We start from the raw sequence: 15,956 nt of genomic DNA on the forward strand, positions 1-15,956 counted from the left end.
AGAGAAAGTATATCGGCCCTTCTTCACTTGAGCAAGTACTTTCGCAAAATATTTTATGCGGCGCCTTCGGACGGCTTCTTGCCGAGCTCGACGCCGAGCTGCTTGAGCTTGCGATACAGGTGCGTGCGCTCGAGGCCCGTCTTCTCCGCGACGCGCGTCATGCTGCCGTTTTCGCGCGCGAGGTGATATTCGAAGTACGCGCGCTCGAACGCATCGCGCGCTTCGCGCAACGGGATGTCGAACGGAATCGCGGCCGTCTGGCCTGCGAGGCCGAGTGCCGAGGCCATGTCGTCGCCGAGCGTCGGCAGCGCAGCCGCGGACGCAACCGCCGCGGGCCCCGCTGCCTGCCCCGCACCGGCCCTCGCTGCCGCGTTCGCGGACACCGGCGCCGCACCGCGTGCGAGGCCGTGCTCGACGGACTTCAGCAGCTTCTGCAGCGCGATGGGTTTCTCGAGGAAATCGAGCGCGCCGATCTTCGTCGCCTCGACGGCCGTATCGATCGTCGCGTGCCCGGACATCATGATCACGGGCATCGTCAGCAGCCCCTGCGCTGCCCACTCCTTGAGCAACGTCACACCGTCGGTATCGGGCATCCAGATATCGAGCAGCACGAGATCGGGCGCCTGATTCAACCGGTATTCCCGCGCGGCCTGCGCGTTCTCCGCCGCCTCGACGACGTGTCCTTCGTCGCTGAGGATCTCCGAGAGCAATTCCCGGATGCCCATTTCATCATCTACCACCAGGATGGTTGCCATTTACGCTGCCTTTGTCTGCTCACTTGCTTTTGTCTTGGCGGGTGTCGTCCCGTCCTGCGCGCCTGGTTCGGCGCCTGGCGCATCGCTCGCCATCTGCAGGAACAGGATCGACACCTGCGCACCCTCGACGGTCTCGCCGTGCATGCGATTGCGCAGATCGATCCGCGCACCGTGCTCATCGACGATTTTCTTGACCATGGCCAACCCCAGACCCGTGCCCTTCGCCTTCGTCGTCACATAAGGCTCGAACGCGCGGGTCAGGATGCGCGCCGGAAAACCGGGCCCGTTGTCGGACACGGTAAGACGTACCGCGACGCGCGTTTTGCCCTCGGCGTCGGGATCGCCATATTCTACTGTCTTGGTTTCAATCAACACACGCGGATGCGCCGATTCCGCGACCGAATCCTGCGCATTCTGCAGCAGGTTGTGAATCACCTGGCGCAGTTGCGTCGCGTCACCGCGTATCACCGGCAGCGACGGCGCGAGCTCGGCGACGATCGCGCTCTTGCCTTCGCCCACACCGTACAGCCCGAGCACCTCGCTCGCCAGTTCGTTCAACTGCAGATTCGCGAGCACCGCCGGCGGCGTCCGTGCGTATTCGCGGAAATCGTCGACCATCCGCTTCATCGCGGCCACCTGGTTGACGATCATCGTCGCGCCGCGCTTGAGCACATCGGCGTCGGACGGCGCGAGCTTGTCCGACAGCTTCATCTGCAGCCGCTCCGCCGACAGCTGAATCGGCGTCAGCGGATTCTTGATCTCGTGCGCGAGCCGGCGTGCGACCTCGCCCCACGCGACCGAACGCTGCGCGGAAATCACGTCGGAGATGTCGTCGAACACGACCACGTAACCGGACGTCTGCGGATCGTCGGCCTGCCCCTCGACCGTCGACACGAGGCGCGTGCCGCGCACGAGCAGCGTCAGCGGATCGGCTTCGCCGGGCAGCTCGATCGCGAACTGCTGCTGCCAGTGACCGCCGTCGCCGCTCGCGCCGTCGGACGCCGCCTCGCGATCGGCGAACGCCTTGCGCACCATCGCGCCGAACCCGGCGGCCACGCCGATCCGGTCGAGCGTCGTGCCGATCAGCGCGTTGAACGGCTGCCGGAAGATCCGCTCGGCCCCGCGATTGGCCGTCGTCAGCCGGAACTGGCGGTCGAGCACGAACACGCCGGCCGTCAGGTTCGCGAGAATGCTCTCGAGATACGTCTTCGAATGCTCGAGCGCGACCCGGTTCTTCTCGACCGCGAGCCGCGCCTCGGACAACTGGCGCGTCATCGCGTTGAACGACTGCGTGAGGAAGCCGAGCTCGTCGCGCGTCTTGATCTCGCGCTTCGGCGTGTAGTCGCCTTCCGTGATCTCCTTGGTGCCCTGCGCGAGCAGGAACAGCGGCCGCGCGAGCTGCTGGCCGAGCGCGAGCGCGAGCATCATCGCAATGAAGGTCGCGAGGAACAGCGCAAGCGTCAGCGTGCCGATGTACATCTTGCGCAGCCCCGTGCGGCCGAGCGACTTTTCCTGGTACTCGCGATACGCGCGCTGCACGGCATCCGCGTTGTGGGCAAGCGTGGGCGGCACCGGCTGCGTGAGCTGCAGGAAGCGCTCGGCCGGCTGCAGCAGCGACGTCGATGCATCGGGAATCGGCCGCACGACGCGCAACCGCAGCGCCCCCTTCGCACCGTGTGCGCGCGGGTCGCCGTCGACTTCACCCTCGATCGCCGCGTACGCGCCGTGTTCGCGCGCCTGGTTCAGCATCAGCGGCGTCGGCAGGTCGTCCGGAATCAGCGCGGCGAAATTGCCCGACGCCTGCGCAACGATGTGCAGGTCGGGGGCCGCGCCCGAGCCGCCGCGGCTCGGCTCGACGATCGTCGCGTCCTGCACGCCGAACTGGTCGCGCATCCGCAGCAGCGTGAGCGTCGTGCCGTTCGTGTTCGCATCGACGCTCGCGAGCTGGTCGGACATCAGCCGCGCCTTCGTCTGCAAATCGGACAGCGAAGCATCGAGCATCCCGCGGCCGAGGTTCAGGCCGGCCGTCAGCGCCGTCTCGACGTTCACGTCGAACCACGACTCGATGCTGCGCGACACGAACTGGTACGACACGATGTAGATGATCCCGCCGGGCACCACGCCGACGAGCGCGAAGAACACCGCGAGCTTCGCGAGCAGCCGCGTGCCGAACTTGCCCTTCCTCAGGCGCACGACGATCATCCCGATCAGCCCGAGCACCACGAGCAGGAACACGAGCGCGACGACGATGTTCGTCGCGTACAGCCACGAGTAGTAGCGATCGAAGAATTCGGTATTCGCGCTCGCGGCCGCGAGCAGCACGAGCAGCAACAGCGCGGTGAGCGCGACGGTCGAGACGATCACGCGAACGAGGAAGCTCTTCCCGCTGGCCGCGCGGCGCACTTTATTTAGCACGTTCGGTCACCGTGAAGTTGAAGCGCTTCCAGTCCGACCCGAGCGTCCAGTCGCGGTTGTTCACGGCATCGACCTGGAACGGCTTCGGCATCAGCGCCGTATCGAGCTGCATCCGCACCGATGCCGTGTAGGTTTCACCGGCGCGCACCTGGTTGCGGTCGATCACGTGCCAGGACGTGATGTGCCTGACGACCGCGAGCGCGTCCTTCAGCGACGGGAAACCGAGCTGCAGGCCGCCCGTCGACACGCGATACTCGCGCGTGAGCGGCTGGAACGACAGGCGGATCGTCTGCGTCACCGCCACCGGCTGCTCGTCGAACCAGTACCAGCGCGCACGGCTCAACTCGAAGTCGGTCGTGAAATAAAGCGGAATGCCTTTGTTGACGGCATCCTCGAGGCTCGGGTTCAGTTCGAAATCGAAGCGGGCGTCGAGGGCCCAGCCGCTTCCATCGGACTGGAGCGACGCGCGCTGCACGGCGATCGACTCGGCCTGCGCCGGCCGGACGACGGCCAGGCACAGCGTCAACGCGACCATCAGGGCGGCCGCGAGCCGAAGTGGAAAAAGGTGTTTGATCGTCACCGTTTCTGAAACCGCGCGTAGAAAAATCCGTCGTGATCGGTGTTCTGGTCGAGCGCGCCGGCGGCCGCCCCTCCCTGCACTCCGCCCGGCAGCATCTGGCCGGGGGCGTCCAATCGTACCGCATCTTCACAGACCGCTTCAAACCAGCGGGCCTGCAATTCGCCTTCTTCGGGGAAGACTGAACAGGTCACGTAAAGCAGTTCGCCGCCCGGCTTCACGAGCGGCCACAACGCCGACAGGATGCGGCGCTGTTCCGCGACGAGCGCCGGGATGTCAGCCTCGCGGCGCAGCCAGCGAATGTCGGGGTGCCGACGCACGATGCCGGACGCCGAGCATGGCACATCGGCGAGGATGCGGTCGAACGGGCGCCCGTCGTACCACGCGTCGGGTGCGCCCGCATCGCCGACACGCACGTCCGCTTCGAGCGACAGCCGCATGAGGTTCTCGCCGATCCGTGCCGCGCGCGCGGCATCGCTTTCCAGCGCGACGACTTCCGCATCGGCCAGTTCGAGAATATGGCCGGTCTTGCCGCCGGGCGCCGCGCATGCATCGAGCACACGCATGCCGTCGCGCGCACCGAGCCATTCGGCTGCGAACTGCGCGCCGGCGTCCTGCACGGACACGACGCCGTCGGCAAACCCCGGAATGCGATCGACCGGTCGCGCCGACGCGAGCCGCACCGCATGCCGGCCGATCGCGGTCGCTTCGATCCCATTGGCGCGCAACGTATCGAGATACGCGTCGACGCTCGCGCGACGCGCGTTCACGCGCAGCGTCAGCGGCCCCTGCTGCTCGCCGGCCGCGAGGATCGCCTGCCATGCATCGGGCCAAGCGCGCTTCACCGAATCGACCCACCACGCGCGGTAGTTCCAGCGTGCGACGACATCGTCCTGCAGCGCTGCGACGAGCGTGTCGCGCTCGCGCAGGAAACGGCGCAGCACCGCGTTGACCATCCCCTTCGCGAACGCGCATTCGCGGCGCGCACCGATCACGGTCACGGCCTGGTCGACCACCGTGAACGCCGGATACGCGGCCTCGTCCGCCGGGTCGAGCAGCAGCGCCAACGCGCCGGCGAGCACCGCCTGTACATGTGCGGGCGGCGCCTTGCTGATGAGCCGGCCGATCAGCCAGTCCACACTGCCGAGGCGGCGCATCGTCCGGTATGCGACGTCCTGCGTCGCCCCGCGCGCGAATGCCTGCGCATCGGACGGCATCTGCGCAAATACCGCCGAGAGCGCCGCCGGCAGCGCGGTGCCGCGCCGCACCGCATCGACCGCCTGCGCGGCCGCATCGAGGGCGAAGCCGAGCGAATCAGGCGCGAGATGCAGCGCGGACAGGCGCGCCGGGCGGCCGGAAGAAGACGGAGCGGTAGAACGGGTTCGTGTCATCAGAGCAAATTCGGCAAACAAGCGCGGCAAACGGGCACAGCAAACCAATGCGGCAAACGGCGGGATCGCGAGCCCTGCGATCCCAAACCGGGCATTGTAGCGTGCGACGCTGCAGGCCCTTTGGCCCCTTTACCGCACGCACAAATGAAACACCCCGCAGCGCGAAGCGTGCGGGGTGGTGTGGCGGCCCCCGCGCGGCAACTGCCGCACGGTGTGCCGTGGCTTAGTCGAAGCGGCCGGTACGCGCCATCTCCATCAGGCGCGCGATGCGCTCCTCGGTGGCCGGGTGCGTAGAGAACAGATTCTGCAGGCCGCCGCCGTGCAGCGGGTTCATGATCATCATCTGCGCGGTGGCCGGATGCTGCTCGGCGGCCTGGAACGGGATGCCCGCCGCATAGCGATGGATCTTGTCGAGCGCAGTCGCGAGCGACTGCGGATCACCGGAAATCTGCGCGCCGCCGCGATCGGCCTCAAACTCGCGTGCCCGCGAAATCGCCATCTGGATCAGCGCGCCGGCGATCGGCGCGAGCAATGCAACCGCGATACCCGCGATCGGGTTGGCCGGCCGGCCATTCTCGTCGCGCCCGCCGAAAAACATCGCGAAATTTGCGATTGCCGAGATCGCGCCCGCCATCGTCGCGGTAATCGTCGAGATCAGGATGTCGCGGTGCTTCACGTGTGCGAGCTCGTGCGCCATCACCCCGCGCATCTCGCGCTCCGACAGGACGCGCAGGATGCCCGTCGTCGCGGCGACTGCCGCGTGCTCGGGGTTGCGGCCCGTCGCGAACGCGTTCGGCGCGTCCTCGTTGATCAGGTAGACGCGCGGCATCGGCAGGTTCGCGCGCGTGGCCAGCTCGCGCACCATCCGGTAGAACTGCGGCGCCGTGTTCTCGTCGACTTCCTGCGCGTTGTACATGCGCAGCACCATCTTGTCCGAGAACCAGTAAGAGAAGAAATTCATGCCGAGCGCGAAAAGCAGCGCGATCGTCATGCCCCGCGAGCCGCCGATCATCCCGCCGATCACGATGAACAGGGCCGTGATCGCGGCCATCAGCATCGCCGTTTTGACCCAATTGAACATACCCACTCCTTATCCGTCAGGGGACCCGCCGCGCATCAAAGGGCGCGACGGAAAATTGTAAGCGATTTGTTAGATAAGGTCTTGCCGGAAAAATTCAATCTCAGCGTTGCGATGTTGCAAGACGAAGGCCGAGGCCGACGAAAGCGCTGCCGACCGTGCGGTCGAGCCACTTCTTGACGCCCGGCTTGCCGGAGAAGCGCTCCGTGACACTGCCCGCGACCCACGCGACGAGACTGGTCCACACCGTGCTCATCGCGACGAACACGCCGCCGAGGGTCAGGAACGCCCATGCTTTGTGCGGGCTGTCGGCCGACACGAACTGCGGAAAGAACGACACGAAGAACAGCACGACCTTCGGGTTCAGCACGTTGGTCCAGAAGCCCTGCATGAACAGCTGGCGAAGCGGCTTCGCGGCCTGTGCGGCCGCGTTGCCCGACGGCTCGGCCGCCTGCTTCGCGACGAACATTCTCACGCCGAGGTAGATCAGGTAGGCGGCGCCGACCAGCTTGATTACCGTGAATGCGGCAGCCGACGCCGCGAGCAGCGCGGTCAGGCCGAATGCGCAGGCGAGCGCGTGAACGCAGCAGCCGGCCGAAATGCCGAACGCCGACATCAGCCCCGCGCCGCGGCCCTGCGCGACGCTGCGGCCGACGATATAGGCCGTATCGGGGCCGGGCGTGACGTTCAGCAGGAAGACTGCCAGCACGAAGAAGCCGAAATGGGTGATGCCGAACATGAAAACCTCGAAACCGGAGAGCGCAAGGAAATTCTACGCGCGCCTGCCGCGCCGCGCGACTCGGCCATCCGGCCGATTGCGCACGCGCGGCAGGCCGTGTCGAATGGCGGTCAGGCCGCTTCAGGCAACGTCGGTCAGCGTGAAACGCTGGCCTGCGGCGAGCGGCGAGCCGGCCAGGAATTCGCGCGCGGGCAGCCGCTTGCCGCCCGGCTTCTGCAACTGCGTGACGCGCAGCGCCCCGCTGCCGCACGCGATGACCACGCCTTCCGGCGCGACTTCGACGATCGTGCCGGGCGCCGCATCGCCGCGCGCCGCCACGGGCTCGGCCGCCCACAGCTTGATCGCCGCGCCGTCGAGCGTCGCGACGCCGCCCGGGAACGGATCGAACGCACGCACCTGGCGCGCGAGCACGTCGGCCGGCTTGCGCCAATCGAGCGCCGCTTCGTGCTTGCCGATCTTCTCCGCATAGGTCACGCCGTCGGCCGGTTGCGGCGTCGCCGGCAGCACGCCGTCGCGCTCGAGCTGCACGAGCGCGTCGACGATCAGTCGCGCGCCTTCGGCGGCGAGCCGGTCGTGCAGCGTCGCGGTCGTCTCGTCGGGGGCGATCGCGATGCGCGCTTCCTCGATCATCGCGCCGGTGTCGAGGCCGATGTCCATCTGCATCAGCGTGACGCCCGTCTCGGCGTCGCCGGCCTCGATCGCGCGGTGGATCGGCGCGGCACCGCGCCAGCGCGGCAGCAGCGACGCATGAATGTTGATGCAGCCGTGGCGCGGAATGTCGAGCACTTCCTGCGGCAGCAGCAGGCCGTATGCGGCGACCACCATCACGTCGTGCGGGGTCGAGCGCAGCAGCTCGATCGCGTCGGCCGCCTCGGCCGGGTACTTGCCCGCGCGGCGCAGCGACGGCGGTTGCGCGACGGGCATCCCGTGCTCGACGGCGTAGCGCTTCACCGCGCTCGCCTGCAGTTTCATCCCGCGCCCGGCAGGGCGATCGGGCTGGGTGAGCACGAGCGGCACCGGAAAACCGGCCTCGTGGATCGCGGCAAGGGCAGCCGCGGCGAATTCCGGCGTGCCGGCAAAAACTACGCGCAACGTATGGGTCATGACAGCGTTCGGGTTCGAGCTGGGCGAACGCGCGTTACATCGCGCGTTCGAGTTTCTTCATCTTCGTCTTGATGCGCGTCTGCTTGAGCGGCGACAGGTATTCGACGAACACGCGCCCCATCAGGTGATCCATCTCGTGCTGGACGCACACGGCCAGCAGGCCCTCACAGTCGAGTTCGAAGGTCTCGCCCTGCTCGTTGAGCGCGCGCACGCGCACGTGATCGGGACGCTCGACTTCGTCGTAGATGCCGGGCACCGACAGGCAGCCCTCTTCATAGATCTGCTTCGCGTCGCTCGACCACACGATCTCGGGATTGATGAACGCGCGCAGCTCGTTCTTCTCCTCGGAGATGTCGATCACGATCACGCGCTCGTGCACGTCGACCTGCGTGGCCGCAAGGCCGATGCCCGGCGCCGCATACATGGTCTCGGCCATGTCGGCGACGAGCTTGCGGATCCGGTCGTCGACCTTGTCGACGGGCTTCGCGACCTTGTGCAGCCGCTTGTCGGGGTAATGAAGAATATTGAGTAAAGCCATGGCGTTCGGTATTCGGTGGGGCGGCGTGCCGCATCGGCCATCCGGCCGGCTGGCGCTGCCGCCGGGATGCAATGAAGATGAGGCGGACGCGCGGCGAATCAATGCCGCGGATCATGCCTCCTGCAATTGGCCGGGCGCCTGCGCGCGCGGCCCTGTCGAGTATTTCGGATGATGAAAATTTTATCATGGCGCCACGCGGTTCGCTGGCCGCCGCATTCGAGGGGCGCCTCATGTCGCCGCAAGCGCTGACCACCTCCGCCGTGCGCGCGTGGCTGCAGCTCGCGCATGCGCCCGGCCTCGCCCCCGCCGTGCTGCAGGCACTGCTCGATGCGTTCGGCGCGCCGGACGCGCTGCTGCGTGCGTCCGACCACGCCATCGCCGCGGTAACCAGCGCCGCCGCCGCCCTGGCCGTACGCGCGAGCGAGCGCGACGATCTCGACGCGCGCACCGACGCCGCGCTCGCGTGGCTCGATGCGCCGGGCAATGCGCTCGTCACGCTGAACGATCCGGCCTACCCGCCGCGGCTGCGCGACCTGCACGATCCGCCGCTGCTGCTATATGTAAAGGGCCGGCTCGACCTGCTGCACGCGCGCAGTCTCGCCGTGGTCGGCAGCCGTCACGCAACGCCGCAAGGTCTCGCCGACGCGACGCGCTTCGCACGCGAACTGTCCGACGCCGGGCTTCCGATCGTGTCGGGCCTCGCGCTCGGGATCGACGGCGCCGCGCATCGTGGCGGGCTCGACGGCCGGTCGGGCACGGTCGCGGTGATCGCGACCGGCGCCGATCTCGTCTATCCGGCGCGGCACCGCGCGCTCGCCCACGAGATCGCCGCACACGGCGCGATCGTGTCGGAATGGCCGCTCGGCACGCCTGCCCGCGCCGCACATTTCCCGCAGCGCAACCGGCTGATCGCCGCGCTCGCGATCGGCGCACTCGTCGTCGAGGCCGCGCCGCGCTCGGGCTCGCTGATCACCGCACGGCTCGCGAATGAACTGGGGCGCGACGTGTTCGCGATGCCGGGCTCGATCCATGCGCCGCTCGCGCAAGGCTGTCACGCACTGATCCGCGACGGTGCGAAGCTGACGGCTGCGCCGCTCGACGTGCTCGAGGAATACGGGCTGGGCGAATCGAAAGCCGGCGCGGCGGGCGGTGCGGCGTGTTCCGGGCACTCCTGCGCGGACACCGGCGACCTCCGCGAAACCGAAGCCGCCCCTCGGCGTGCCGCTGCCGGGCTTATGCAAATTGGCGACCCCGTTCCGGCCGCCACGCCCGCCCGGGATGAGGCCCCGCCGCCGGCGCCACCGCTTCCCGGCACCCCATCCGAACAGGCCGTGCTTGCCGCATTGGGATACGGCCCCGTTACCTACGAATGGCTCGCCGAGCATAGCGGCCTGTCCGACGACGTGCTGCACCGCGCGCTGCTTGCGCTGGAACTGGCCGGGCGCGTCGCCAGCCTGCCCGGCGGACGCTTCGCACGGCTTGACGCGGCGCGCACTTCGCCCGTGCATGGCGTGCTACATTCCCCCGCATAGGGGCGGCCAGGCCGCCAACGATATCCAAGGAAACCCATGCCCGCGCTGAATCTCGACACCGATGCGGATCGGATCGCCGAGCGCCTCGCCGATCCCGGCACGTTGCTCGTCGCCTGCCTGTGCGCCGAGTGGTGCGGCACGTGCCGCGACTACCGGACGGCCTTCGACCAGCTCGCCGACGCGCATCCGGACGCCTGCTTCGCCTGGATCGACATCGAAACGCATGCCGACCAGCTCGACGATCTCGACGTCGAGAACTTCCCGACGATCCTGATCGAAGACACCCACACCGCCCGCTTCTTCGGCACGGTGCTGCCGCATGCGGCGATCGTCGAGCGGATGCTGTCCGACCTGAGCGCGGTACCCGGCGCGCCGCACGCGCCGAAATTGCGCAACGTCCTGGCCGTCGAAGCCTGAATTCGCGAGCCGGCCCGGTGGTTTCACGCGTATTTGCGCACCCCGCCGCGCCGGGCGCTTGCCGCCGTTGCGCCCCCCCTCTATGATGAGCCGCTTTTTGCACGCCGAGCCGCCATCGCTGCGGCGTGTGCTATAAAGCGGTCGTAAAAGGGACCCACAACCGGCGAACCCGGTCTACCAACACACACCTGTCATGTCCAAAGCACTGATCATTGCGGAAAAGCCTTCTGTCGCGAACGACATCGCACGCGCTTTGGGCGGCTTTACCAAGCATGACGAGTATTACGAGAGCGACGATTTCGTCCTTTCGTCCGCTGTCGGCCACCTGCTGGAAATCGCCGCCCCGGAAGAGTACGAGGTCAAGCGCGGGAAATGGAGCTTCGCGCATCTGCCCGTCATCCCCCCGCATTTTGACCTGAACCCGATCGCAAAAAGCGAGTCGCGCCTCAAGGTGCTCACCAAGCTGTTGAAGCGCAAGGATGTCGACCGCCTGATCAACGCATGCGACGCGGGGCGCGAGGGCGAGCTGATTTTCCGCCTGATCGCGCAGCACGCGAAGGCGAAACAGCCGGTCCAGCGCCTGTGGCTGCAGTCGATGACCCCGCAAGCGATCCGCGACGGCTTCGCGAACCTGCGCAGCGACGCGGACATGCTGCCGCTCGCCGACGCCGCGCGCTGCCGCTCGGAAGCCGACTGGCTCGTCGGGATCAACGGCACCCGCGCGATGACCGCGTTCAACAGCAAGGGCGGCGGCTTCTTCCTGACGACAGTTGGCCGCGTTCAGACGCCAACGTTGTCGATCGTCGTCGAACGCGAAGAGAAAATCCGCCGCTTCATCCCGCGCGACTACTGGGAAGTGAAGGCCGAATTCGCATGCGCGGGCGGCTTCTACGAGGGAAAGTGGTTCGACCCGAAATTCAAGCGAGACGAATTCGATCCGGAAAAGCGCGACTCCCGCCTGTGGAGCCTGCCGGCTGCCGAAACGATCGTCGCCGCGTGTCGCGACCAGGTCGGCACGGTCTCCGAGGAATCGAAGCCGTCGACGCAACTGTCGCCGCTGCTGTTCGACCTGACGAGCTTGCAGCGCGAAGCGAACAGCCGGTTCGGCTTCTCCGCGAAGAACACGCTCGGCCTCGCGCAGGCACTGTATGAAAAGCACAAGGTGCTGACCTACCCGCGTACCGACGCGCGCGCACTGCCGGAAGACTATCTTTCGACCGTCCAGTCCACGCTCGAGATGCTCAAGGAGAGCAACAACTACCTGCCGCATGCGAAGCAGGTGCTCGACAAGGGCTGGGTGAAGCCGAACAAGCGGATCTTCGACAATTCGAAGATCAGCGACCACTTTGCAATCATCCCGACACTGCAGGCGCCGAAGTCGCTGTCCGAGCCGGAGCAGAAGCTGTACGACATGGTCGTGAAGCGCTTCCTCGCGGTGTTCTTCCCGGCCGCCGAATTCCGCGTCACGACGCGGATCACCGAAGTCGCGGGCCATCACTTCAAGACCGAAGGCAAGGTGCTCGTCGAGCCGGGCTGGCTGCAGGTATACGGCCGCGATGCCGAAGGCGCGGATGCGAACCTGGTGCCGGTGCAGAAGGACGAGAAGGTGAAGACGGACGAAATCGCCGCCGTCGCGCTCGTCACGAAGCCGCCCGCACGCTACTCGGAAGCGACGCTGCTGTCCGCGATGGAAGGTGCGGGCAAGCTCGTCGAGGACGACGAACTGCGCGAGGCGATGGCCGCGAAGGGGCTCGGCACGCCGGCCACGCGCGCGGCGATCATCGAAGGCCTGCTCGGCGAGAAATACCTCGTGCGCGAAGGACGCGAACTGATCCCGACCGCGAAGGCATTCCAGTTGATGACGCTGCTGCGCGGGCTCGGTGTGAAGGAACTCACCGCGCCCGAACTCACCGGCGAATGGGAATACAAGCTGTCGCAGATGGAGCGCGGCAACCTCGGGCGCGAAGCGTTCATGCAGGAAATCGCCCGCATGACGCAGCAGATCGTCAAGCGCGCGAAGGAATACGATTCCGACACGATCCCCGGCGATTACGCGACGCTCGAGACACCGTGCCCGAACTGCGGCGGCCAGGTAAAGGAGAACTACCGCCGTTTCGCGTGCACGAAGTGCGAGTTCTCGATCTCGAAGATCCCGGGCAGCCGGCAGTTCGAGATCGCGGAAGTCGAGGAACTGCTGCGCGAGAAGACGATCGGCCCGCTGTCCGGCTTCCGCAGCAAGATGGGCCGCCCGTTCTCGGCGATCCTCAAGCTGTCCTTCGACGACGAGACGAAGAACTACAAGCTCGAGTTCGACTTCGGCCAGGACACCGGCGGTGAGGAAGGCGAGGCGCCCGACTTCTCCGGGCAGGAGCCGGTCGGCGCGTGCCCGAAATGCAAGGGCCGCGTGTTCGAGCACGGGATGAGCTACGTGTGCGAGCACTCGGTGGCCAACCCGAAGACCTGCGACTTCCGCTCGGGCAAGGTGATCCTGCAGCAGGAAATCGCGCGCGAGCAGATGGGCAAGCTGCTTGCCGACGGCCGCACGGATCTGCTGCCGAACTTCAAGTCATCACGCACGGGCCGCAACTTCAAGGCATTCCTCGTGAAGCAGCCCGACGGCAAGATCGGCTTCGAGTTCGAGAAGAAGGAACCGAAAGCCGCTGCCGCGAAGAAGACGGCAAAATCGGCGACGAAAGATGCCGAAACCGTGACGGAAGGCGCCGAAGAGAAACCGGCACCGGCTCGCAAGACCGCCGCCCGCAAGACGACGGCGCGCAAGACGGGCTCGTAACGGCCTGACGGCCGGGGTTCTCCCGGCCATGCCGAACTTCGGCAGGCAGCCATAAAAAACGCGGATCGATTGCTCGATCCGCGTTTTTCTTTTTTCCGGCGGCAACCGCCGCCCGGCCGTCGCGCCGTTACAGCGGCGACGGCACCGCGACGCGCGTACGCGGCGAACGCGGCAGGCGCGGCGACAGGTTCGGGTCGGCCGATTCCGGCTGCTCCGCACGCGTCTCGACCCCGATCGGCGCGAGCACCGAACCCTGCGCGGCCCATTGCTCGCCCATCGTTGCGTCGGTCGAGTGGCTGAAATGCTCGACGAGGTGGTCGATGAACGTGCGCACCTTCGCCGGCAGATGGCGCCGGCTCGGGTAAGCGATGTTGATCTCGACCTGCGGCAGCCGGAAATCCGGCAGCAGCCGCACGAGCGCGCCACGCGCGATGTCGCCGCCAATCAGGTAGCTCGGCAGGATCGCGACACCCATCCCGAGCAGCGCGAACTGGCGCAGCATCGCGGTGTTGTTCGCGACGATCACGTTGGTCGGGCGCACGCGCACTTCGCCGTCCGGCCCCGTGAACACACGCTCGTCGCCCCAGTATTCGGTCGGCAGGCTCAGGCTCGGGTGCTCGGCGAGATGCTCCGGATGGGTCGGCACGCCGTGCTTCTCCAGATAGCTCGGCGTCGCGCACACGGTCATGCAACCCGTGGTCAGGCGCCGCGTGACGATGCTCGCGCTGCGCATCTGGCGCGTGACGACGATGCCGACGTCGAAGCCTTCCTCGACGAGATCGACCTGCCGGTCGACCAGCGTGAGATCCGGCACCACTTTCGGGAAATTCTCCGTGTACGACTGCAACACGGGCGCGAGGTTATGCAGGCCGAACACGACCGGCGCGACGATGCGCAGCGTGCCGACCGGCTCGTGATTGCGCGCGACGACCATCTGCTCGACGTCCTCGAGCTCATCGAGGATCTGGCGGGCACGCTCCAGATAGACCTGGCCCGACTCCGTCAGGGAGAGACTGCGCGTGGTGCGGTTCAGCAAGCGCGTGCCGAGCCGACCTTCGAGGTCGGCGACGTGACGCGTCGCGACCGCGTTGGAGATATCCATTGCGCTCGCGGCCCGCGCGAAACTGCCGAGATCTGCAACCTTGACGAACACGCGCATCGACTGCAAGTGATCCATAAACGACTCCTGCCGCTAGTACAACTTCAAAAAGATGAAGCAAATGCGTAATTCTCCTACGACAGCGGAAATGATGCAGAGTTGCTCAACAAGGCCCCTGTTGACGATAAAAATAGTCAAAAATCCTCGCCTTCTGCGGATAGTTGATCCAATTATTCTGATTGGAGCAACAATTGGGTGAACCTCGTCGAGTAAGCGGCCGAATCAGGAAGGACGTGTTTGATGCGACACAACAGCGCACCCTTCCACCCGTCGCGCGAGCGGCTCCGGGTCAGGCTGCCGCCGATTGCGGCGGAGCGTAACAACCTGTTAAAAAGACACCATGAAGGCAGCCGACGTAGCATCATGTCGGCCCGGCCGGGCGGGACGGGTGCGCGACGTGCGCCGCCGCCACCGCCGCTTTCAACGCGCGACACCCGCTCACCATGAAAATTGCCATCCTCGACGACTACCAGGACGCCGTCCGCAAGCTGAACTGCTTCGAGCTGCTTGCCGACCACGACGTGAAGGTCTTCAACAACACGGTGCGCGGATTGGGACAACTCGCGAGCCGCCTGGCGGAAGTCGAGGCGCTCGTGCTGATTCGCGAACGGACCCCGATTTCCTCGCAACTGCTCGCCAAGCTGCCGAACCTGCGCATGATCAGCCAGACCGGCCGCATTTCGAGCCACATCGATCTCGAAGCCTGTACCGACCGCGGCATCGCGGTGCTCGAAGGCACGGGTTCGCCGATCGCACCCGCCGAGCTCACCTGGGCGCTCGTGATGGCCGCCCAGCGCCGCATTCCGCAGTACGTCGCGAACCTGAAGCAGGGCGCCTGGCAGCAGTCGGGCCTGAAGACGTCGGCCATGCCGCCGAACTTCGGCCTCGGTCAGGTGCTGCGCGGCCAGACGCTCGGCATCTGGGGCTACGGCAAGATTGGCCGGCTCGTCGCCGGCTACGGCAAGGCATTCGGGATGAACGTGCTGATCTGGGGCCGCGAGCATTCGCTCGAGGCCGCGCGGGCCGACGGCTATACGGCTGCCGAAAGCCGTGAAGCGCTGTTCGAGCAGAGCGACGTGCTGTCGCTGCACCTGCGCATGCATGACGACACGCGCGGGATCGTGAAGCAGGAAGACCTGATGCGGATGAAGCCGACGTCGCTGCTCGTCAACACGAGCCGCGCCGAACTGCTCGAGGAAAATGCACTGGTCAACGCGCTGTCGCACAACCGTCCGGGAATGGTCGCGATCGACGTGTTCGAAAGCGAGCCGATCCTGCAAGGCTACAGCCTGCTGCGGATGGAAAACGTGATCTGCACGCCGCACATCGGCTATGTCGAGCGCGAAAGCTACGAGCTCTACTTCAGCGCGGCGTTCAGGAACATCCTGGCGTTCGACCAGGGCGACATGTCGAGCGTCGTCAACCCGGAAGCACTGACGCCACGCCGCGTGCGCTGAGCG

The 15,956-nt window shown here is 66.6% G+C and carries 13 protein-coding genes; 4 read left to right on the plus strand and 9 right to left on the minus strand.

What is annotated here, in order from left to right; translation table 11 throughout:
* Positions 1 to 53: 53 nt before the first annotated feature.
* The 8 genes from esaR to def form a co-directional block, all read right to left on the minus strand.
* Entirely contained in the window at positions 54 to 755 is a 702-nt protein-coding gene (esaR, locus tag ACPTTC_RS17955; RefSeq protein WP_423393251.1) for a response regulator transcription factor EsaR, read from the minus strand.
* Positions 756 to 3,170: a sensor histidine kinase EsaS gene (gene esaS / locus ACPTTC_RS17960; RefSeq protein ID WP_423393252.1), complete on the minus strand. Its 2,415-nt coding sequence runs from the start codon at positions 3,168 to 3,170 to the stop codon at positions 756 to 758.
* Positions 3,160 to 3,750, minus strand: coding sequence for a DUF4390 domain-containing protein (locus tag ACPTTC_RS17965; protein WP_175971083.1), 591 nt, complete (start codon positions 3,748 to 3,750; stop codon positions 3,160 to 3,162). The genes esaS and ACPTTC_RS17965 overlap by 11 nt, the downstream gene beginning before the upstream one ends.
* The gene (gene rsmB / locus ACPTTC_RS17970) at positions 3,747 to 5,138 is read right to left on the minus strand and encodes a 16S rRNA (cytosine(967)-C(5))-methyltransferase RsmB (protein ID WP_423393253.1); all 1,392 of its coding nucleotides are present in this window, start codon (positions 5,136 to 5,138) and stop codon (positions 3,747 to 3,749) included. The genes ACPTTC_RS17965 and rsmB overlap by 4 nt, the downstream gene beginning before the upstream one ends.
* A 223-nt stretch (positions 5,139 to 5,361) precedes the next feature.
* On the minus strand, positions 5,362 to 6,219 hold the full coding sequence (gene htpX, locus ACPTTC_RS17975) for a zinc metalloprotease HtpX (RefSeq protein WP_011353570.1): 858 nt from the start codon (positions 6,217 to 6,219) through the stop codon (positions 5,362 to 5,364).
* 100 nt (positions 6,220 to 6,319) lie between these two features.
* On the minus strand, positions 6,320 to 6,955 hold the full coding sequence (locus ACPTTC_RS17980) for a LysE family translocator (protein WP_423393254.1): 636 nt from the start codon (positions 6,953 to 6,955) through the stop codon (positions 6,320 to 6,322).
* Between the two features lie 120 nt (positions 6,956 to 7,075).
* A complete protein-coding gene (gene fmt, locus ACPTTC_RS17985) occupies positions 7,076 to 8,059 on the minus strand; it encodes a methionyl-tRNA formyltransferase (protein WP_423393255.1) in 984 nt (327 codons plus the stop codon).
* A gap of 34 nt (positions 8,060 to 8,093) precedes the next feature.
* The gene (gene def, locus ACPTTC_RS17990) at positions 8,094 to 8,597 is read right to left on the minus strand and encodes a peptide deformylase (protein ID WP_174388625.1); all 504 of its coding nucleotides are present in this window, start codon (positions 8,595 to 8,597) and stop codon (positions 8,094 to 8,096) included.
* 185 nt (positions 8,598 to 8,782) lie between these two features.
* Between def and dprA the strand changes: the two genes are divergently transcribed.
* From dprA to ACPTTC_RS18005, 3 genes are all read left to right on the plus strand, one after another.
* A complete protein-coding gene (gene dprA, locus ACPTTC_RS17995; protein ID WP_423393256.1) occupies positions 8,783 to 10,129 on the plus strand; it encodes a DNA-processing protein DprA in 1,347 nt (448 codons plus the stop codon).
* Between the two features lie 36 nt (positions 10,130 to 10,165).
* On the plus strand, positions 10,166 to 10,546 hold the full coding sequence (locus tag ACPTTC_RS18000; RefSeq protein WP_011353575.1) for a thioredoxin family protein: 381 nt from the start codon (positions 10,166 to 10,168) through the stop codon (positions 10,544 to 10,546).
* Positions 10,547 to 10,739: 193 nt separating this feature from the next.
* Complete coding sequence (locus tag ACPTTC_RS18005; RefSeq protein WP_423393257.1) at positions 10,740 to 13,337, plus strand: DNA topoisomerase III; 2,598 nt, start codon at positions 10,740 to 10,742, stop codon at positions 13,335 to 13,337.
* A 127-nt stretch (positions 13,338 to 13,464) separates the two neighbouring features.
* Here ACPTTC_RS18005 and ACPTTC_RS18010 read toward each other — a convergent pair whose 3' ends face one another.
* A complete protein-coding gene (locus ACPTTC_RS18010; protein WP_226198655.1) occupies positions 13,465 to 14,514 on the minus strand; it encodes a LysR family transcriptional regulator in 1,050 nt (349 codons plus the stop codon).
* Between the two features lie 425 nt (positions 14,515 to 14,939).
* Between ACPTTC_RS18010 and ACPTTC_RS18015 the strand changes: the two genes are divergently transcribed.
* Complete coding sequence (locus tag ACPTTC_RS18015) at positions 14,940 to 15,953, plus strand: D-2-hydroxyacid dehydrogenase family protein (protein WP_175971090.1); 1,014 nt, start codon at positions 14,940 to 14,942, stop codon at positions 15,951 to 15,953.
* The last annotated feature ends 3 nt before the right edge of the window (positions 15,954 to 15,956 follow it).

This window comes from Burkholderia mycopellens, from assembly GCF_964265025.1.
In the GTDB taxonomy this organism is placed as follows: Bacteria; Pseudomonadota; Gammaproteobacteria; order Burkholderiales; family Burkholderiaceae; genus Burkholderia.